15 protein-coding genes are annotated in these 19,767 nt (G+C 55.1%); 11 read left to right on the top strand and 4 right to left on the bottom strand.

Features of this window, described 5'->3' with window-relative positions; translation table 11 throughout:
* Window positions 1–8: 8 nt before the first annotated feature.
* From ACSHSR_RS13415 to ACSHSR_RS13395, 5 genes are all read left to right on the top strand, one after another.
* Complete coding sequence (locus ACSHSR_RS13415; protein ID WP_479630830.1) at window positions 9–3,566, top strand: ABC transporter permease/M1 family aminopeptidase; 3,558 nt, start codon at window positions 9–11, stop codon at window positions 3,564–3,566.
* Window positions 3,567–3,834: 268 nt separating this feature from the next.
* The gene (locus tag ACSHSR_RS13410; protein ID WP_025009827.1) at window positions 3,835–4,140 is read left to right on the top strand and encodes a hypothetical protein; all 306 of its coding nucleotides are present in this window, start codon (window positions 3,835–3,837) and stop codon (window positions 4,138–4,140) included.
* Between the two features lie 232 nt (window positions 4,141–4,372).
* Window positions 4,373–6,094, top strand: a complete 1,722-nt coding sequence (locus tag ACSHSR_RS13405) for a phospho-sugar mutase (RefSeq protein WP_062793644.1) — start codon at window positions 4,373–4,375, stop codon at window positions 6,092–6,094.
* Window positions 6,095–6,587: 493 nt separating this feature from the next.
* Window positions 6,588–6,971 (top strand): VOC family protein, encoded by a 384-nt coding sequence (locus ACSHSR_RS13400; protein ID WP_345857860.1) that lies wholly within the window; start codon window positions 6,588–6,590, stop codon window positions 6,969–6,971.
* 228 nt (window positions 6,972–7,199) lie between these two features.
* A complete protein-coding gene (locus ACSHSR_RS13395) occupies window positions 7,200–7,907 on the top strand; it encodes a helix-turn-helix transcriptional regulator (RefSeq protein WP_028780314.1) in 708 nt (235 codons plus the stop codon).
* A gap of 71 nt (window positions 7,908–7,978) precedes the next feature.
* Here the strand turns inward: ACSHSR_RS13395 and ACSHSR_RS13390 are convergent, their stop codons facing one another.
* The 4 genes from ACSHSR_RS13390 to ACSHSR_RS13375 all read right to left on the bottom strand — a co-directional run bounded on the left by ACSHSR_RS13390 (window position 7,979) and on the right by ACSHSR_RS13375 (window position 12,514).
* Complete coding sequence (locus ACSHSR_RS13390; protein WP_479630829.1) at window positions 7,979–8,533, bottom strand: hypothetical protein; 555 nt, start codon at window positions 8,531–8,533, stop codon at window positions 7,979–7,981.
* A complete protein-coding gene (locus tag ACSHSR_RS13385) occupies window positions 8,484–9,029 on the bottom strand; it encodes a GNAT family N-acetyltransferase (RefSeq protein WP_044734205.1) in 546 nt (181 codons plus the stop codon). The genes ACSHSR_RS13390 and ACSHSR_RS13385 overlap by 50 nt, the downstream gene beginning before the upstream one ends.
* 11 nt (window positions 9,030–9,040) lie before the next feature.
* The gene (locus ACSHSR_RS13380; RefSeq protein WP_025009831.1) at window positions 9,041–9,346 is read right to left on the bottom strand and encodes an NIPSNAP family protein; all 306 of its coding nucleotides are present in this window, start codon (window positions 9,344–9,346) and stop codon (window positions 9,041–9,043) included.
* A gap of 324 nt (window positions 9,347–9,670) precedes the next feature.
* Window positions 9,671–12,514, bottom strand: coding sequence for a TonB-dependent receptor (locus ACSHSR_RS13375; protein WP_479630828.1), 2,844 nt, complete (start codon window positions 12,512–12,514; stop codon window positions 9,671–9,673).
* Between the two features lie 337 nt (window positions 12,515–12,851).
* On the opposite strand from ACSHSR_RS13375, the gene agaR reads away from it, so the two are divergent.
* The 6 genes from agaR to nagA are packed head-to-tail and all read left to right on the top strand — an operon-like array spanning window position 12,852 to window position 19,693.
* Entirely contained in the window at window positions 12,852–13,634 is a 783-nt protein-coding gene (gene agaR / locus ACSHSR_RS13370; RefSeq protein ID WP_342206123.1) for a transcriptional repressor AgaR, read from the top strand.
* A 14-nt stretch (window positions 13,635–13,648) separates the two neighbouring features.
* A complete protein-coding gene (locus tag ACSHSR_RS13365) occupies window positions 13,649–15,019 on the top strand; it encodes a Gfo/Idh/MocA family protein (protein WP_208155972.1) in 1,371 nt (456 codons plus the stop codon).
* A 7-nt stretch (window positions 15,020–15,026) separates the two neighbouring features.
* Window positions 15,027–16,301, top strand: coding sequence for a class II D-tagatose-bisphosphate aldolase non-catalytic subunit (locus ACSHSR_RS13360; RefSeq protein ID WP_479630827.1), 1,275 nt, complete (start codon window positions 15,027–15,029; stop codon window positions 16,299–16,301).
* Window positions 16,302–16,305: 4 nt separating this feature from the next.
* Window positions 16,306–17,511: an SIS domain-containing protein gene (locus ACSHSR_RS13355; RefSeq protein ID WP_107111030.1), complete on the top strand. Its 1,206-nt coding sequence runs from the start codon at window positions 16,306–16,308 to the stop codon at window positions 17,509–17,511.
* Window positions 17,512–17,514: 3 nt separating this feature from the next.
* Complete coding sequence (locus ACSHSR_RS13350) at window positions 17,515–18,522, top strand: ROK family protein (RefSeq protein WP_025886687.1); 1,008 nt, start codon at window positions 17,515–17,517, stop codon at window positions 18,520–18,522.
* Window positions 18,523–18,571: 49 nt separating this feature from the next.
* Complete coding sequence (nagA, locus tag ACSHSR_RS13345) at window positions 18,572–19,693, top strand: N-acetylglucosamine-6-phosphate deacetylase (RefSeq protein WP_425332442.1); 1,122 nt, start codon at window positions 18,572–18,574, stop codon at window positions 19,691–19,693.
* Window positions 19,694–19,767 lie beyond the last annotated feature (74 nt).

The following is a 19,767-nucleotide window of genomic DNA, read 5'->3' as shown; positions in this document are numbered from 1 at the left end:
AACTGCCCATGTTTGTTTCCATGTTACGCTTTGAATGGCGCTACTATCTGCGGCAGCCATCTTTTTATGTTGTTTCTTTGCTGTTGTTTTTAATCAGCTTTCTATCCGTTGTATCCAACAATGTGCAGATAGGTGGTGGCGGTGAGGTGCTGAAGAACAGCCCCTTCAGCATTGCCCAGACCCTGCTGATCATGAGCTTTATCTCCATGTTTGCCGTGGTCAACTTTGTCGGTAGTACAGCGGTGCGCAACCAGCAGCACGGGATGGAGGAACTGATCTATTCCAAACCGCTGACACCGCTGGCCTATCAGTTGGGGCGTTTTTTCGGCAGTTATCTGGTGGTCATGGCGGTGTTTTCCATGGTGCCGCTGGCGATGTGGCTCGGCTCATTTATGCCTTGGGTCGATGCCAGCCGTTTCGGTGAAAATCGGCTCAGCTATTATCTGCTGCCCTTGCTGCTGTTGGCCGCGCCGAGCCTGCTGCTGATATCGGCGCTGTTTTATGCCATGGCCAGCCGTTTTCGCTCCATGATGGGTTTGTATCTGACAGCCGTAGCACTGCTTATCATCTACAACCTCACCGGCGAACTGGCCAGTCAGCCGCAGTTTCGCACGCTGGCGGCCATGTTGGATCCCTTTGCACTGCGCACCTTTGCCGACGTTACCCGTTACTGGACCATAGCCGAGAAAAACACCCAGTTGGTGGAGCTGACCGGTGTTATGCTCAGCAACCGCGCCATGTGGCTTTCTCTGGCGGTCATCTTGCTGCTTGTAGCCAAGGTCTGGCGCCAACCAACACTTACTCGCAAGAAGGACAAACGCGCCGGCAAGCAGTCTGCAACCCCGGCATTGCAGCCCTTGCAGCAACTGAGCCGCGCAAGCTCGCCATCGACTTCGGCACAGTTCAAGGCCCGAGTCGGCTTTGAAATCCGCCAGGTGCTCTACACAGCACCGTTTGTGATTTTGGGACTGCTCACCGTCTTTAACCTGGTCGGGCCCATGTTCGGTGATTTTGGTTGGTATGGTACCTCCAACTGGCCGCTGACCCAGGACATGGTCGATAATATTGCCGGGGCCACCGGCTTGCTGATGGTGATAGTACTCATCTACTACAGCGCCGAGATTGTCTGGCGTGAGCGCAACTCCGGAATGGGGGACATAGTCGACAGTCTGCCGGTGCCGAATCTGGTGTTCTGGACCTCCAAACTGGTGGCTGTGGTGTTGGTGATGGCGCTGCTGTACCTGTTGGCGCCCCTGACCACAATTACTTTCCAACTGATCAAGGGGCAGTACAATCTCGAACTGGCTCAATACGCCATCAGGTTGGGCTTCTACTATCTGTTGCCACTGCTGATGTCGGCGGTTCTGGCGTTCTTCTTTCAGGTGCTCAGCCCGAACAAGTATGCCGGTATGGGGCTGTTTGTTGCCTACTACCTGACAACCTTTGTGATGGCCAGTTGGGGATTCGGCCATTCGCTGTACAACTTCGGCGCTTCTCCTTATCTGGCCTATTCGGATATGAACGGTTACGGCTGGGGACTCTTGAGCCACAGCCTGTATATGCTCTATTGGGGCGGTTTCTCACTGCTGCTGTTTGTGCTGGGTTATGGCCTCTATCACAGGGGGCCGAAACAGTCTCTGAAACACAGGTTTGCCCTGCTTGGCGGTCAGCTGGGGGCCAAGGGACGCTTGCTGGCGGCCTTTGGGGTACTGCTGTTTGTTGCCAGCGGCAGCTATCTCTTCTACCAGACCAAGGTGGTCAATCATTACTATACCAATGATGAGGAAACCGACCTGCGCGCCGACTATGAGAAGAAATTCAAGCAGTACGCGTCTTTGCCCGTGCTGACCACCACTGCGGTCAAGGCCGACATTGATATCTATCCCGAGTCACGGCGAATCGAGGCAGATATCAAGCTTGATTGGGTCAACAAACAGGACAAGCCGATAAGCAAATTGCTGGTCAGTCTACCGTCCCACACCCGCGCGGAAGATCTCAGCATCACCTTGCCGGGGGCGACTCTGGGCGAGTTTGACGATAAATTCAATGTCAGTTGGCTGGTGTTTGACAAGCCGTTGCCGCCGGGGGAGAAAATCAGTGGCCGCATTCATTTGATTCGGGAAACCCAAGGGGTTGAAGAGTCCAACTTCGATCTGTCTGTGGTCGAAAACGGCACCTTTATCAATAATATCGAGCTGCTGCCTCAGTTTGGGTATCAGGAAGGCTATGAACTCAGCGATCGCCACGAGCGTGAGAAACGTGGTCTTGAAGACAAACCAAGAGCCAATAAGCTGGAAGACACGCGCTTTTATCGGCAGAACTTCTTTGGCGTAGACGGCGACTTTATCGACTTTGAAGCCACGGTTTCCACCTCAGGCCAGCAGATGGCACTGGTGCCCGGATACCTGCAGCGGCAATGGCGTGAAAATGGTCGCAACTTCTTCCATTACAAGATGGATAGCCCCATGGTTAACTTCTATTCGATCCTCTCCGGACGTTTCGAAGTGGACCGGCAGCAGTACAAGGGCATAGTGATCGAGGTGTACTACCATTCGGCCCACTATTGGAACGTGGAGCGAATGATAGAGTCGGTGAAAGACTCTATCGACTATTACACCCAGGCTTTTGGTCCCTATCAACACAAGCAACTGCGTATAGTAGAGTTTCCCGGTTATCGCTCCTTTGCCCAGAGTTTTGCCAACACTGTGCCTTACTCTGAGCGTATCGGCTTTATCACCGACCTGCGCAACTCGGACAATATTGACCCCGTCTATTATGTGACGGCCCACGAAGTGGCACACCAGTGGTGGGGGCATCAGGTTGGCGCTGCCGATGTACAGGGCAGTGCGGTTATCTCCGAGAGCCTGTCGCAATACTCGGCGCTGATGGTGATGGAGCACAAGTATGGCCCGCAGATGCTGCGCCGCTTCCTCAAGTATGAGCTTGACCGCTACCTGCGAGGTCGCTCATCGGAAAGCAAGGGCGAGCAACCGCTACTGCGCAGTGAAGGGCAGGGCTATATCCATTATCAGAAGGGCTCGGTGATCATGATGGGGATCCGTGACCGCCTGGGTGAAGAACGGCTCAATGCCAATTTGAAGGCATTCCTTGAGCGCTACAAGTTCCGCGGCGATCCTTTCCCGACCACCCTGGACCTGCTCAGCTATCTGAAACGGGATACGGACGGCGCCGAGGCGCGTTTCATTGAGGACTCCTTTTCTGAAATCAGCCTCTATGACCTGCGTCTGACCGAGGCCAAGGTAACCGAAACGCCGGAAGGCCAGTTTAAAGTCAGTCTGGATATCTATGCCCAACGCCGGGTCGCTTCAGAGAAGGGCGCTGAGCAGGAGGTACCGCTGGACGAGTGGATTGATATAGGCGCCTTCAAGGTCAACCCGGACAAGCTCAAACAGGATGATCAGGTGTTGTCGCTGCACAAATATCGGCTCAAGAGCGGAGAGAATCATCTCGAACTGGTGCTGAGCGAAAAACCTGCCTATGTCGGGGTCGATCCCTTCATCAAGTTGGTGGACCGGGACTCGGAAGACAATATTTTCAAGCTCTGATCCTTTAACGGCCTACTTGGCTATTTGACAAAACGCCCCGCAATCAGGTTTGTGGGGCGTTTTTACATTTATGAACTCAGCGACTGTCTCAGGCGGGTTGCCATTCATCTCCCCGGCACTCCGGGCTCGACTATAGTTTATGGATATGGCCAGTCGATGACCGCCTAACCTGACTCGCCATAGAATCACTATGCTATCGCCAATCCGGCTGGTACTCGAACGGCTGACAGCGCTTTGAGTGACTCAAACTTCTATAAGGAATGGGATTATGTCTATGGTCAGTGCCAAAGAGTTTGCCGACTGGCTTTATAAGCGTTTCGAGCAGGTAGAGCATGGGGTCAGCATGAGCCGTGAGGATATCAACCAGCTTACCGGCAGGCAGAATTTCTCCATGGTGTTTGTCCATGATATCCACTATGAATTGATGCAGCACGGCATGGCATTTGTAACAGATACCTCCCGGGAACAGTTCTTCCTGGTGCGTGTCTGTCCCATGCCCTGGCGGCAACAACTGGAGCAGCAATTTGACAAGGAGATCTTCAATAACGTTATCTCCATCAATATGTCCCGCTGAAATAGTTGCACCTATCTGTTTGTAAGTCACAGGTGTTATAAAAGCCGGGAGCCCGCTCTACAAGAGTTCTCGTTGCCGCTGCAAACTAGCCATACTGATGGCAAAGGGCTGACTTAAGTAGGAGGGGCTGCTTTAAAGTCCGAACAAAATCATAAAATTAATGCAAATTCACTTGTCGCGGACCTGAGTTTTTCTTACTTTGGAATGAAACTGATTGTCAAAGAGGCCACCTATGAATACTCATCTGGAGCTGCAACTGAAACATTGGCTGGACATAGATCCCGACCCTAAAACCCGGGATGAGCTGTTGAGTCTTAAAGCCGAAGGCAATGAAACTGAATTGGCCGCCCGCTTTGCCGGCCGTTTGGCCTTCGGCACCGCCGGTCTCAGGGGCGTGGTCGGCGCCGGTCCAATGCGGATGAACCGTTTGGTTATCCGCCAAACCACAGCGGGCCTGGGGCAGTATCTGCTCGCCCAGGTTAAAGATGCCGCCAGCCGCGGTGTGGTGATAGGTTTCGATGGCCGCCATGATTCACGTACCTTCGCCCATGATGCCGCCAGCGTGTTGACCGCCATGGGGATTAAGGTGCGACTCACCGCCAAAGTGGCCGCCACGCCGCTGGTAGCCTTTGGGGTGAAACACTTTGAAGCTGCCGCCGGCATCGTAGTGACCGCCAGCCATAACCCGCCGCAATACAATGGCTACAAGGTCTATTGGGGTAACGGCGCGCAGATCATTCCGCCACACGACTCAGGTATTGCTGCCTGCATAGATAAGGCTGCCAACGAAGAGCTGCCTTGGCTGGAGCAGAGTGAAGCCACCAAGCAGGGCAAACTTATCTGGCTGCAGGATGATTTCTATCAGGACTATCGCCGCGGTGTGTTCCATGCCGATGTGTTGCAGCACAAAACGGCGCCCGAAAGGGTGAGCCTGGCCTATACCGCCATGCATGGTGTTGGCGCAGAAATGGCCAAGACAGTGCTCAAGGATGCCGGTTTTACTCAGGTTTATTCTGTCGCTGCCCAGGAAAAACCGGACGGTGACTTCCCAACGGTTAAGTTCCCCAACCCGGAAGAGAAGGGCGCCATGGATCTGGTGATCGCCGAGGCCAAGCAGCATCAGGCGCTGCTGGCCTGTGCCAACGATCCGGATGCCGACAGGCTGGCAGTAGCAGTGCGCCGTGATGATGGCGAGTACCAAATGCTCACCGGCGATCAGGTGGGGGCCTTGCTGGGCCACTATCTGTTGTCCAAGGCGCCGGCCAATCAGCGTCTACTGGGAACCACCATAGTCTCTTCAACCTTGCTCTCCAAAATCGCCAAGGCCAAGGGCGGTGAGTTTTATACCACGCTCACGGGTTTCAAGTGGCTCACCAATGTTGGTATGCAGCGCCAGAGCGACAGCAATAAATTCCTGTTCGCCTATGAAGAGGCGCTGGGCTATACAGTGGGCAGCATGGTATGGGATAAGGACGGCCTGTCGGCGCTGGTGGCTTTTGCCCAGCTGACTGCCGAGCTGGCTGCGCAGGACAAAACCATCTGGGACAGACTGGAAGAACTCTATCGCGACTATGGTTTACACCTCAATACTCAGGTGAGCATAGCGCTCAAGCCGGGGACGCCGGATATCGGGGCCCATCTGCGGGCCAATCCTCCCGAGTCCATTGCGGGCATGGCGGTATTGGTGACCGAGGATCTCAAATCGGCCGAGCGGCGTTACGCCGATGGGCGGCGGGAGATCATCGAATTACCGGCCAGTGATGTGCTGACCTTCCACCTTGAAGGCGGTGCCCGGGTGATAGTGCGGCCTTCGGGAACCGAGCCCAAGATCAAGTGTTATTACGAGGTGGTTGAGCCTATGCAGGCAAGCGACAGCCTGGCAGATGCCGAAAGCCGGGCCAGAGCCGCGCTGGATGCCTTCGTCAGCGGCCATCAGGCGTCACTGCCCAAGTAACCTACTGCCCGGAAAACCGCTGAGAAGATAGATAAAGGCCCGCACTGCGGGCCTTTTAGGGAAGGTGCGAACAAGTCCCATGTGTGCTCTGCGTCTGCTTACGGACCTGGATGAAAGGCGTGGTTCGCCGCAAATGGCCCTAGTCCTTTGCAAGAAGCAGAACACAGCAGGCAGGTCTGTAAGCCACGCCCTTTGGGGCTTTCACAGCAACCGGCTCTCTGCGTTATCCGACTTAGACAGGCCCCGGCATGCCTTCAGTCAGATGCCTTGAGCGCCAATTGCTGTGCAAACCAGAGTGCCACGAAGACTTATTCGCACCTTCCTTAGGTCATGCTTATTCCCATGCGAATTTTATTGGTGTTTTCGCTCAGACTACTGACAACAGGTTGTCAGCAGTACCTGTGCATACTTGTTTTCGTCCTGAGAGCCAAGCTTGTCAGGACGGCGGAGGATGGTCCTCCTGCCACAACTGAATCAACATGGAGATGTGAAAATGTCAGCAGAAATCCCTTTGGTCTGGAGTGAGATCCCGGTTGCCGATATGGCTCGCGCCAAGCGTTTTTATCAAGAGGTGCTGGGACTGCACTGCAGCGAAGACCCTATGCCTGAGTGTGAGTATGTCAGCGTCAGCCGCACCAGTGGTGATACCGCTTGCTTTGGGCTGATTAAACACCCGCAGATGGCCCCTTCAATGACGGCATCCGTGGTTTACCTCCACCTGGGTGACAAGCTGGGTACCACCATAGGTCAGCTGGAAGCACAGGGTGTGCAAATCCTCTTGCCACCCATGCCCATCAAGGAAGGTGAATGTGGCTATTGTGCCCAAATAGTCGATTCCGAAGGCAACCGACTTGGCTTGTGGGCCATGCAGTTGTAAGCTCAGCGCTGTTATCTTTATCGGGACCGACGCAATGTCGGTCTTTGCTTGAATGAATACCATAGCGCATAGGCGTTTACTCAGCCGGCAAGAATGAAAGGGTGGCAGGCAAGTAGGGCAATGCATGGTGTATAGGGATAAATCGACATTGGTCTGCGCTGTAAGCCAGGCGTTTCAAGCCAAACTTTGGAATTCAAATCAAACAGCTATAAGGAATGGTATTAAGTCATGCGCCGCGCCGACCGTTTGTTTCAGATAGTGCAGATCCTGCGCCACCGCCGTTTGACCACTGCGGCCGTATTGGCCGAGCGCCTGGAGGTCTCTGTCAGAACCATCTACCGGGATATTCAGGATCTCTGTCTCAGTGGTATCCCCATCGAAGGGGAGGCCGGGCTTGGCTATCTGCTGCGTCAGGAGGTGAGTGTCCCGCCGCTGATGTTCAATGAGGCCGAACTGGAAGCGATTCAACTGGGGATCCGCATGGTGCAGACCTGGGGCGGCAATGAGCTGGGCAAGGCGGCCAAACAGGCGCTTATCAAGGTCGAAGCCGTGGTGCCTGAGCGTTTGCGGGCGCTGCAGAGTTTGATGTTCTCACCGGACTTTTATCTGGATCAGCAAGAGTTTGTTTATCTTGACCCACTGCGTATTGCCGCCAGGCTGCGCCACTTTGTGTTGCTCGACTATCAGGATGTAAAAGGCAGCGCCAGTCAGCGCAAAATAAGGCCGCTGGCTATCTACTTTTGGCGCGGCACCTGGACCTTGTTGGCCTGGTGTGAACTGAGAGACGACTTTCGCTCCTTTCGGGTCGACCGTATCGTTAATCTGTCACAGTTGCCGGAGCGTTTCCCCATTACCCCGGGCCAGGAGATGGAGGACTTTGTCCGCCGTATGGAGGATGACTATCAAAGACAGGAGCAAAGCCAGGGCGAAAGCTGATCTTACTGACGCTTGACCGACAGAGCGCTGGCGTGAAAAGCCAACTTTGAACATTCAAAATGTCAGTTCCCCTAAGACATTATTCCTTGCTCCCGCAACAGGTAAGCTATCAAATCTTTCAGGTACTCAAAGCGTTCAAAGGTTTCCCGTAAGTCGAAAAAATTCACTACCCGGTATTCGGCACTGGGGAGGTGAAACACTATGCTGTCCAGGTTGCCTTCATGGCCCAGCTGTAAAAAGTCATCCTGCTCCAGGCTGCAGTGCAATAGTTCGTCGATTGAGTTAAGGATGACATTGTTAATTTGGATGCCATTGGCATACCTGAGTAAATCCAGATAGTCGCTGGGCAGTAAATCTGGTGGAATAGACTCCCAGACATTAAGCAACTGATCGATTTGCGCCTCTGTTGCCGGTGGATTGCAGTATAAATCGTCTTGGAACTTCTTCAGCATCCTCAGCGTATCAAGCAAACTATCCAAACTATCGAGTCCTTTTATTGTTTCACTCATTTGCGCCATAGCTTCACCGGCGCCAAACAGCCGATACCATTCTGCGCCGCCTGATGCAGAGCCATGGTCAGTCGCTGACCAGTCGCCCATAGAGCGCCGAATCTGAAATAACACCATTGATTTGCCAGCGCTGGCGCAGCAAACCTTCCCGGATGAAGCCGAGTTTATCCAGAGCCTTGGCCGATGCATTGTTGCCGGGATCTATCTCGGCCTCTATGCGTCTGAGTTTAAGCGTGTTGAAGCCATAGTCGATAAGGGCTTCGCCGGCCTCTTGAATATAGCCTTTGCCCCAGGCGGCTTTGCCCAGGCCAAAACCTATCTCAGCCCGTTTGGAGCCGCTGTCATAGCTGAACAACATGCATTTCCCCAGCAGCTCACAGGTATCCCGCTGGAATATGCCAAGGGTGATGCCCTCTTGCCTGGTCATGCCCTGCGTGGCGGCAGAGATAAAATCCAGTGCGTCGCTGCTATGGGTCCAGGGCGCGGTATTCCAGTATTTCATCACTTCGGGATCGGAAAATATCGCCAGCAGGGCATCGGCATCCTGCACTTGCAGCGGCCGCAGCCTGAGTCTCGAAGTCTCGAGTGTCGGGGCAAACAAGCTTGAAGGCATCTTCGTTCTCCTTAACCGAGCACTGGCCGAAAGAAGCTGCGCTCATAACTTTCAATGCAGTCGGTTTGTTCGGCAAATACCAGCGCCGCCTGACACTCAGGGTCGTCTTTGGCTCGATTGCGATAGCTTTCGTATTCTGCCAGGCTCGGGAAGGTGAACAGAGCCAGGGCGATATTACTGGCACCCTCGCTCGGCAGAAAATAACCATTATGGGTGCCGCCGAACTTTTCCACCAAGGGGATCCACATTTTGGCATAGCGTTCAAATTCGGCCAGTTGCTTGGGTTTGATGACGTATTTGATATAGCAGGTGATCACAGTTTTCGAGTCCTTTGATTTTGGGGGAAGTGCTTGGGATTAACCGCCCGGCCAATTCCTTGAAGCCGGCCTTCTATGCCGGATGCTGAGTCGGCTGAATCGCGTCTACTTTTGTCAGCCGGGTGTTAAAAGGAGTGCTAGAGACTAACCCAGGTTTTGCTTGTTAAGCAAGTGGGTGACTTGGGATCAACAGAGTAGCTTTTAATTAAGAATCATCGGCTTGAAGGATTAACTTGAAAGATGTCAGCCCAGGCTATATGGCGGTTTCCCGGGCCGACATGGAGTTTGGGCGGAAGGCGTTATCCTTTCACCCAAACTCTGTTTTTAGAAGCTGCCGCGAATACCCACGGCTATCTGGGTACCGAAGCGTTCCAGATAATTCACCTGATCTTCGCGCTTGATGTAACCGGAGTAGCGGTTGTTGGTCAGGTTGGAGGCTTCACTGAACAGGGTCAAGTTGTCTGTGATGTCGTAGCTGATGCTGGCATCCAACTGGCCGTAGTCGTCTATCCAGGCCGGGCCGCCCCAGGCATCCGGATCCACCAGGAATTTGCTGCGCCAGTTATAGGCAAGGCGCGCCTGCAAACCATACTGCTCATAGTAGAGCACGGCATTGTAGGAGTTCTCGGACATCCCCTTGAAGGGCAGATCCTTGGCTTTCAGCTCAGGATCGTCATAACTGCTGTCCACATAGGTGTAGTTAAGCTGCCAACCAAAGCCGTTGAATGGCTCAGGCAACCACTGTTCGAGGGACTGTTGCCAGGCAATTTCAAAGCCCTGCACTTTGGCACCGTACTGTCCGGAAACCGGCTGGCTTACCAGGTAACGGTTGCCATCGACCTCCATGGGGGTCTTTTCATCAGAGATAAAGGAGTCGATATCCTTGATAAACAGGGCGCCGCTCAGTGAACTGCTGTCGCCGTAATACCACTCCAGCGCCAGATCCGCCTGTTTGGCCTGCTCGGGTTCAACCCCGGGATTACCGCGCACCAGAGTTGGTAAGCCCTGCTCCTGACTGGTGAAGTTGGGCGCGGCCCAGACTCTGAGCGAGTAGAGTGACGGGCGGCTCAATACTTCGGCGGCCGAGATACGCAGCAGCAGATCGTCCTGCAGGTTCAGCTTGAAGTTGAGGCTTGGCAATATGTTGGTATAGCTGTCGCTGTAGTTTACCGGGCTGACGGTGCGCCAGTCATCGTTGAGCGGCTGACCGGCATCATCCAGCACTACCTTGCTCAAGTCATAGCCAAAGCCTTCGGAATCGACTTGGGTGCGACTGGCCCTGACCCCCAGATTGAGCATATAGGGCAGATCGAACAGCAGCTCTTCAATCGTTATCTGCACATAGGCCGAGGTCACGGCCTCGCTTACCTCATAAGTACCGGCCTGATTGGCACTGGCTACTATGGCCTCATTGGCGGCATCGCTGTTGATGGAGCGGTAGTATTCCAGCAACTTGTCATAGTCAAAGCTGGGCCAGGGATCCGGTGAGATGCTGTTTTCGCCGTCGAGGAAGTTATCGAAGTTGGCGGGCACAAACACATTGCCCGGAATTTGGAACAGCTCAAACTCGCCTTGAGTGAAGACTCCCGAGCCGTCAAAAGCATAACCGTCGCGGGTTAGATAGTAGCCGCCGCGACTGAATTGGCTGGGGTTTTTCGATCTGAACTCATTCTGGCTCTTGACCTGTTTGACATAGTTTATCCCGGCATCCAGCTTGCTGATAAAGCCGCTTTCCGGCAAATACTGGGTCATCAGCTTAAGATCCGTTACCTTGTCATCCACGCCTGTGCCACTGTTTAGGCTGTAGTGGGCACCATAGGTCTGCTCGCTGGTGAGTCCCGGGCCTATCACCACATCCGGCAGCATCTGACCATTGGTGTAGTCGATATCTATGCTGTCGACAAAGCCGCGGGCGACGATGAAGCGATTGTCGCCCTTGTTCTTGTTCTTGGCGGCCGAGTAGGCAAGATCGGCGGTGACCGACCAATTGGGGGTGATAAACAGCGCCGTACTCAGTGCCAGTTGGTAGGTGTCTGTCTTGCGCGGTGTACTCAGGTTAAGCAGCTCCACCATAGTGTTGTCGCCCTGCTGACGCATGGAAACCACTCGCCCCAGCTCATCGAACTGCGCATCGCTGAACAGCGGGGTACCCGGTGTCCACTCCTCGTCATAGTTGACAAACCCTATCTGGTATTTGTGTCCATCGGTATTGTAGCGAGAGTAGAGGGCGTCGAAATTGACATCCAGATTATCCAGAGGCCGCCATTGCAGCGCCAGGGTGCCACCGATGCGTTCGCGTACGTCCTGGGCGTTGGCATAGTACATGTAGCTTGGTATTTTGGAGGCGTAGATTTCGCCTTCATCAATCACACCATTGCCGTTGGTGTCTACCGGCACCCCGGCGCTGTCGACACCCCAGCCTTCCTCTTCATCGAAAAAACCATCGGCGGAATAGGTGTCGGCCCTGAGGGTTTTCTTGGAGTAAACGGCGGAAAACAGAGCGCCGAAACTGTCGTCATCGGACTTGTCGCCTATGATGAGAGATGCGTGCGGGTGCAGGTCTTCGGTGCGCGACTCATAGATACCCTTGGCCGAGGCCTGCAGGGTAAAACCGTCCAAATCCAAAGGCTTGCGGGTCTGAATATCCACAATTGCCCCTATGCCTCCCTCGGTGAGCCGCGCCTCGGGAGACTTGTAAACCGCCAGCACATTGACCAGCTCCGAGGCTATGGTGTCAAAGTTGAAGTCCCGCCCGGCGTTGTCCGACGCCAGTTTGCGGCCATTGAGGGTAGTGATGTTGTAGCCGTCCCCCAGGCCGCGGATCAGTATGTTCTGTCCCTCGCCGCCGTTGCGGGTAATGGTTACCCCGGGAATACGTTGCAGTGCTTCGGCCAGGTTTTCATCCGGAAACTTGCCTATGTCATCGGCCACCACAAGATCCACCACTGCGGTGGCATTCTGTTTCAGAAACAGCGACTCCTTAATGGCTGAGCGGATACCCGTTACCTGGATCCTTTCCAGCTCGGCATCCTGCTGTTGAGCTGAGTTTTGTTGTGTTTGAGCCTTGTTTTCCTTGTCGGACTCGTCATTGGCCGTAACCGGCTGTGTTGCCAGCGCACTGGCAACTGCCAGGGCAATTAGGGCAGGTTGGGTGGCTAAGAGCTTCATGGGTTCCCCGCTGTTTGTTTTTATCAGGCTTAATGCCTTTCGCTTTTGTTGTTCTTCGAAAGCATTGGAAACAGCGAAATACTTTCGATTGCTTATTTATAGCGTTAAAAACTCTGGGTGATCAATAAAAAAATGTAAAATGTCTTTTAATTGTTTTCGGTTTGGTGCATAGTTTAGCTGGTTGAAAGTGAAAATTTGTTGTTGGTTTTGGCTTAAGTCGTTGTGGAATAAGAATTGTTGTTATTATTTGACGACGTTGCTAGTAGATTGAAAGCTTTCGAAAGCCAGTGCAGGTTCACCTGCTCCAGAGCGCAACAAACAAAACAGGAAGAGTGCAGTGAATAATCTCAACACTATTGAGAGGCAGCAGGAGATAGTCCGGCTGACCCAACAACAGGGAAAGGTGTCGGTCACCGAGCTGGCAAATCGCTTCGGGGTCTCGGAAGTCACCATACGCTCGGATCTGGCGGTATTGGATCAAAAGCAATTGTTGGTGCGCTCCCGCGGTGGCGCCATGGTCAACTCCGACCTTATTCGTGAACTGTCACTGAAAGAGAAGGGCCACTGCTATTCGGCACTGAAGCAGGAGCTGGGCAAGGTGGCGGCCTCTTTGGTTAATGATGGCGACCGCCTGTTGCTGGACTCAGGCACCACTACCCAGCAAGTTGCGGCCAACCTCCTTGAACATCAAGATCTTATCGTGATGACCAACGGCCTTAACATAGCCACTGAGCTGGCGCGCTCCTACGACGTTGAGGTGATGCTCACCGGCGGCTTGCTGCGTAAGAAGTCAATGTCTTTCTATGGTTCCATCGCCGAGAAGAGCCTCAGGGATTACAACTTCAACAAGCTGATCCTCGGGGTGGATGGTTTTGATCTCAAGACAGGTCTCACCACCCATTTTGAGAAGGAAGCCAGTCTCAACCGCATGATGTGTGAGATTGCCAGCGAGATCATAGTGGTTACCGATTCATCCAAATTCGACCAACAGGCGTTTCATGTAATTTGTACCAGTCGGCAGATCCAGCAACTGGTGACCGACAGCGGCATTCCCGAGCGCTATGTGGAAGAACTCACCAAGCAAGGGGTGCAGCTGCACCTGATAGATAAAAACAAATAACAAGGGGAGAAGTTATGTCTGGTTTTGATCGTCGTTCCTTTCTGAAAGCTTCGGTGGCCACAGCTGCTGCCTCGGCGCTGGCTGGCTGCGCCGCCAATGCCGGTTCATCTGCGCTGGCACCCAAGTCCAGTGGCCGCTCTGTCATGGGGCTGGTGGTTCCGAAAATGGCCGAAGTGCGGGTGGGGCTAATCGGCGTCGGTGAGCGAGGTGTTGGGTTTATTCACCATTTCAACAACATAGAAGGTGCCAGGGTAACAGCTATCTGCGATACCGATCCCCTGGTCATAGAACGTGCCAAGAAGGTAATGAGTGACGCAGGCTTGGCACAGCCCGGTTATTATTCCCAGGGCAAACACGCCTATCGTGAATTGTTGGCACGCCAGGATGTGGACATAGTGGTCATTGCCACACCTTGGGAATGGCACCACCCCATGGCCAAAGAGGCTATGCTGGCCGGCAAACACGCCTTTGTTGAAGTGCCTATGGGGATCACCATGGAGCAGCTCTGGGATCTGGTGGACACAGCCGAGCAAACCCAGCGCAACTGCATGATGATGGAAAACGTCTGCTACGGTCGCGACGAGCTGATGGTGCTCAACATGGTACGCCAGGGGCTGTTCGGCGAACTGCTGCACGGTGAAGCCGCTTATATTCACGAGTTGCGCTGGCAGATGAAGGAGATAGATCGCAAGACGGGCTCTTGGCGCACCAAGTATCACGCCTTGATTGACGGTAATCTGTATCCTACCCATGGTTTGGGGCCTGTGTCCCAGTACATGAATATCAACCGCGGGGACAGGTTCGACTATCTCACTTCCATGAGCTCTCCGTCGCTTGGGCGCGCAGCCTATGCCAAGCGTGAATTCCCCGCCGACCATGCCCGCAACAAGCTCAACTATATCTGCGGCGATATCAATACCAGTCTTATCAAGACGGTTAAAGGCCGAACCATCATGGTGCAACACGACACCACAACGCCGCGTCCTTACAGCCGCCATAACCTGATTCAGGGCACCAATGGGGTGTTTGCCGGTTTCCCCAACCGCATAGCGCTGGAGCAGGGCGGCAGTGGCAGCTTCCACCATTGGGACCAGGATATGACCCAGTGGTATGCCAAGTATGACCATCCGCTGTGGTTGCAGATGGGCGAGGCGGCCGAAAAGAACGGCGGTCATGGCGGCATGGACTTTTTAATGTGCTGGCGGATGATCTACTGCCTGCGTAACGGCGAGCCGCTGGATCAGGATGTGTATGATGGTGCGGCCTGGTCGGCGGTGCAGCCTCTGTCGGCGGCTTCAGTGGCCGATCGCGGTAACTCCAAGGACTTCCCCGACTTTACCCGTGGCGTGTGGCAGAGCGCCAAACCGCTTGGCATTGTAGGTTGAGGTAAGCATGTCTGCACTCAAATCCATTATTGAGGCCAACAAGGCCGGGCAGCAGGCGGGGATTTATTCCGTCTGTTCGGCCCAGCCGCTGGTACTGCGCGCCGCTCTGCGTCATGCGGCGCGGCAACGGGCGCCCTTGCTGATTGAGGCTACGGCCAACCAGGTCAATCAGCACGGCGGTTATACAGGCATGACCCCCGCCGATTTTATCGCCTTTGTGAAGAGCCTGGCCCAAAGTGAAGGTGTTGCCGAAGCGCAGTTGCTGTTCGGCGGCGATCACTTGGGGCCGGTGGCCTGGAAGTACCTGACTGCAGAGCAGGCGATGGCTGAGGCCGAAGCCATGGTGCGGGCCTATGTCGAGGCGGGATTTTGTAAAATTCATCTGGATGCCAGCATGGCTTGTCATCAGGAACAAACGCCCCTTGCCGATGAGGTGATTGCCGCGCGCGCCGCCAGACTGTGCCGCGCCGCAGAAGCGGCCAAGGCGCCGGGGCAACAGCTCTGTTATGTGATAGGCACTGAAGTACCCGCTCCCGGTGGTGTCAGTTCGCTGGAGGAGGGGCTGCAGGTCACCCCGGTCGCGGCGATGAAACACACCATTAGCGCCCACAAACAGGCCTTTGCCGCCGAAGGGCTTGGGGCAGAGGTTTGGCAGCGGGTGATTGCGCTGGTGGTGCAGCCGGGGGTGGAGTTCGGCAATGCCGGGGTACATCAGTATGATGATACGCTCACCAAAGAGCAGAGCCGCTTTATTCGTGAGCAGCCCAACCTGGTGTTTGAAGCCCACTCCACAGATTATCAATTGCCGGAGCATTACGCCCAGTTGGTGGCCGGCCATTTTGCCATTCTCAAGGTGGGGCCGCAGTTGACTTTTGCCCTGCGCGAGGGGCTGTTTGCCCTGGATCATATCGAGGTCTTGCTGGTGCCGGCGGCGAAACGCTCGGGGCTTAGAGCACTGTGTGAGCAGAAGATGCTATCTGAGCCCAAATACTGGCAGTCGTTCTATACAGATCCTGCGCTGCGGGATTGGCAACTGGGATTCAGTTACAGTGACAGGATCCGCTACTATTGGCCCGAATTGTCACTGACCATAGACAAGCTGCTGGCCAATCTGGCAAACCCCATTCCCGAGCCCCTTATCAGCCAATATCTGCCGCTGGCCTATCCGGCCGTGGTCAGAGGCGAGCTGCCTGCCACGGCGATTGAGCTGGTACTCCATCATATCAGCCTGGTGCTTAACCGTTATGCCAGCGCCTGTCAGCCTGCTGCCATCGAAGGATAAATCAATGCAAGTCAGTGACCTATCAAAGACCCACTTGTATCCAAAATCTGCCGCCACCCCGCTTTGGCAAGCGCCGGAGAGCGGCAAATGGACGGCGACCGAGATAGCCCAGCAGCCAACTCTTTGGCGCGAATTACAGGCCGATTTCAAACACAGGGAAGCGCAGCTCAGCGCTTTTCTCAATCCCTTGCTGGCCAAGGACAATCTGCGGATTATTCTCACCGGCGCGGGTACTTCGGCTTATATCGGCGAGGCGTTGGCAGCCTTTTTACAGCGGCAACTCAGATTGCCGGGCCAGAGGGTGGAAGCCTTGTCCAGCACGGATATTGTTTCTCACCCCAGGCTGCATCTCAACCCATTGCAGCCGACTCTGATCGTCTCCTATGGCCGCTCGGGAAACAGCCCTGAATCCCTGGCTGTGCTGGCGTTGGCCGATGAGTTGCTGACAGATGTCAGTCATCTGCTGCTGACCTGTAACCCTGAGGGAGCTTTGGCCAGCTATGCGGCCGAACACAGTCACAAGGCTTGTTTGTGGTTGATGCCCCAAGACAGCCACGACCGCAGCTTTGCCATGACCAGCAGCTTCAGTTGTATGTATCTGGCGACCCTGCTGCTGTTTGCCGAGGAAGACAAATCGCTATCCAGGGTGCTGACACTGACGGAGCAACTGCTCGAAACCCGGCTCGACGGGGTGCAGCAAACCGCCGTCCATTGCTGCAAGCGGATAGTGTTTCTCGGCGCCGGGCCGCTCAAGGCGGCGGCTCAGGAGGCGGCGCTCAAGTACCTTGAACTGACGGCCGGTATAGTGATCAGCAGTTTTGAGAGTCCGCTGGGGTTTCGTCACGGCCCCAAGTCACTGGTGAATGAAGATACCCAGATAGTGCTGCTCGGCAGCTCTGAGCCCTATGCCAGAGCCTACGATCTGGATCTTCTGGCAGAGCTGCGCGCCGATAAGCGGGCGCTGGATATCTGTTATCTGAGTGAAGAGGCTCTGGCCCAAGATGGTCAGGCCAGTCTGGAAGAGGCTTGGTTGACACTGCCCTTTATTGTTTACTGTCAACTACTTGCATTTTACAAGGCGTTGGAGCTTGGGGTGTCACCGGATAATCCCTGTCCCAGCGGCCAGGTCAATAGAGTGGTGCAGGGGGTGAAGCTACATTCGCTTGCGGTTTATACTCGGCCCGGCAGCCTGGATAACACAGAGGATTGAGCCATGTACTACGGTGTGGATATCGGTGGTACCAAGATAGAACTGGCGGTGTTCAGTCCACAATTGCGTCTGTTGGATAAATGGCGCATCGCGACTCAGGGTGACGATTATCAGAGCTTTCTGGCCTCACTCGCCTTGCAGATAAGCGAGGCCGACAGGCGTTGGCCGGCCGAGTCCGGCATCCCGGGCACTGTGGGGATAGCCCTGCCCGGGGTGATCCGCGCCGATGGCACCGTGGTCTCCAGCAATGTGCCTTGCCTCAATCAGCGTAAAGTGGCCGAAGATTTAGGCGCCTTGTTGTCGCGTCCTGTGGCTCTTGGCAATGATTGCCGTTGTTTCGCCCTGTCCGAAGCCTTGCTGGGAGCCGGGAAAGATCATGCCAGAGTTCTTGGGCTCATACTCGGTACCGGGCTTGGCGGCGGGATCTGTATCGAAGGGCGGCTTATCACCGGCGCCCACTGTCTGGCCGGTGAGTTCGGCCATCAGGGCATGGCGGCCAGCGTGCTGCTGCGCCATGGCTTGCCGCTTTACGATTGCGGCTGTGGCCTCAAAGGCTGCGCCGAAACCTATGTCTCGGGCACAGGCCTTGGTCGTATCTACCGGGCGTTTGGCGGCGAGGGTGATACATACGCTTGGCTGGCGGCGCTGCGTGCCGGTGATGCCATAGCCAAACGCAGTTTCGATGCTTATCTGGATGCCCTGGGCAGTGTGTTGGCTGGGCAGATCCTCAGTCTGGATCCGGATATCTTTGTCTTCGGTGGCGGCTTGAGCGAAGTGCCGGAAATTTTGGCGGCGCTGCCGCAGGCTACCGCCAGGCATATGTTCAATGGGGTGCAGTTACCCGAGTTTTGCGCCGCTCAATTCGGCGCCGCCAGTGGTGTTCGCGGCGCCGCCATGCTGGGAAAGGCGCTGGCGACTAGAGTGGAACAGAGCAATAGCGTGAGCGCCAACGAGCAGGTAGCGGATATGGATACCCTGTTGACCGGAGGCTGGCATGAACAGCAACACTGACAAGGCCCCGTTCTGGATTGGTGCCGATGGTGCCCTGCTCGGACCGCAAATGAGCCGCAGTAGTGAGGTTTGGCTGCGGATAGTCGATGGCCGTATTCATACCATTGCCAAGGCGCCCAAGGAAGGTGAGGCGGCAACTCACTATGCAGGCCTTCTGGTTCCCGGTTTTGTCGACACTCAGGTCAACGGTGGTGGTGGCCGCATGTTCAACCGGCAGCCAAGCGTTGAGACGCTTAAGCTGATGTTGGACGCCCATGGCCGTTTCGGCACCACCAGCATGTTGCCGACGCTTATCAGCGACGATATCAGGGTAATGCAAACGGCACTTGCGGCGGCCATCAGCGCCAGGGAAGCCGGTCTTGACGGCATAGCCGGGATCCATTTTGAGGGGCCGCATCTGTCACTGGAGCGTAAGGGGTGCCACAGTGAAGCACGCTTAAGAGAGCTTGGCGATATTGAGTTGGCGCTCTACGCCGAGGCTGTGTCCCAACTGGGTGTTTGTGTGGTGACTCTGGCTCCCGAGAGGGTAGGGCCTGAAGATGTTCGCCGCCTGGTGGCGCTCGGTGTCAGAGTGTCGTTGGGGCATTCCAATGCCAATGCCGAAACCGTGATGACGGCGCTGGATGCCGGAGCCAGCGGCTTTACCCATCTTTATAACGGTATGTCACAGCTGGAGTCGCGTGCCCCCGGCATGGTGGGAACGGCGCTCAGTGACCCAAGGGCATTTTGCGGCATTATTCTCGACGGTCATCATCTGCACCCGGTCAGCGCCACTCTCGCCTGGCGTGCCAAGGGGAGTCGACGTTTGATGCTGGTGACAGATGCCATGTCGCCAGTGGGCTCTGAAGAGCAGGAGTTTACATTTTTCGGCGGTAAAGTTGTGCGCCGCGGTACTGAGCTCAGGGATCTCAACGGCTCTTTGGCCGGCTCAGTATTGGAGATGACAACGGCAGTTCGCTATGCCGTCAAGGTGCTGGGGATCCCGCTGGAGCAAGCTGTTGCCATGGCCAGCAGTACTCCAGCGGCTTTTGCCGGGCTGAATGACAGAGGCATGTTGGCCGAAGGCATGCGGGCTGACTTGCTGCTGCTTGACGATGCCCTGTATCAGTCAAAGCGCTGGCAAGGCGGCAGGCTCGCAGCGGGCGCCGAAGTTCGCAGCAAAAGCGTTTGAAAAATAAGTAGCTTCAAGGGACATCTGTCCTTGGCAGCAGCTGGATAATCATTGACAGAGAATAACAATAACAA

This window comes from Shewanella sp. VK101, from assembly GCF_056497865.1.
This window is presented reverse-complemented; position numbering and strand designations above follow the sequence as displayed.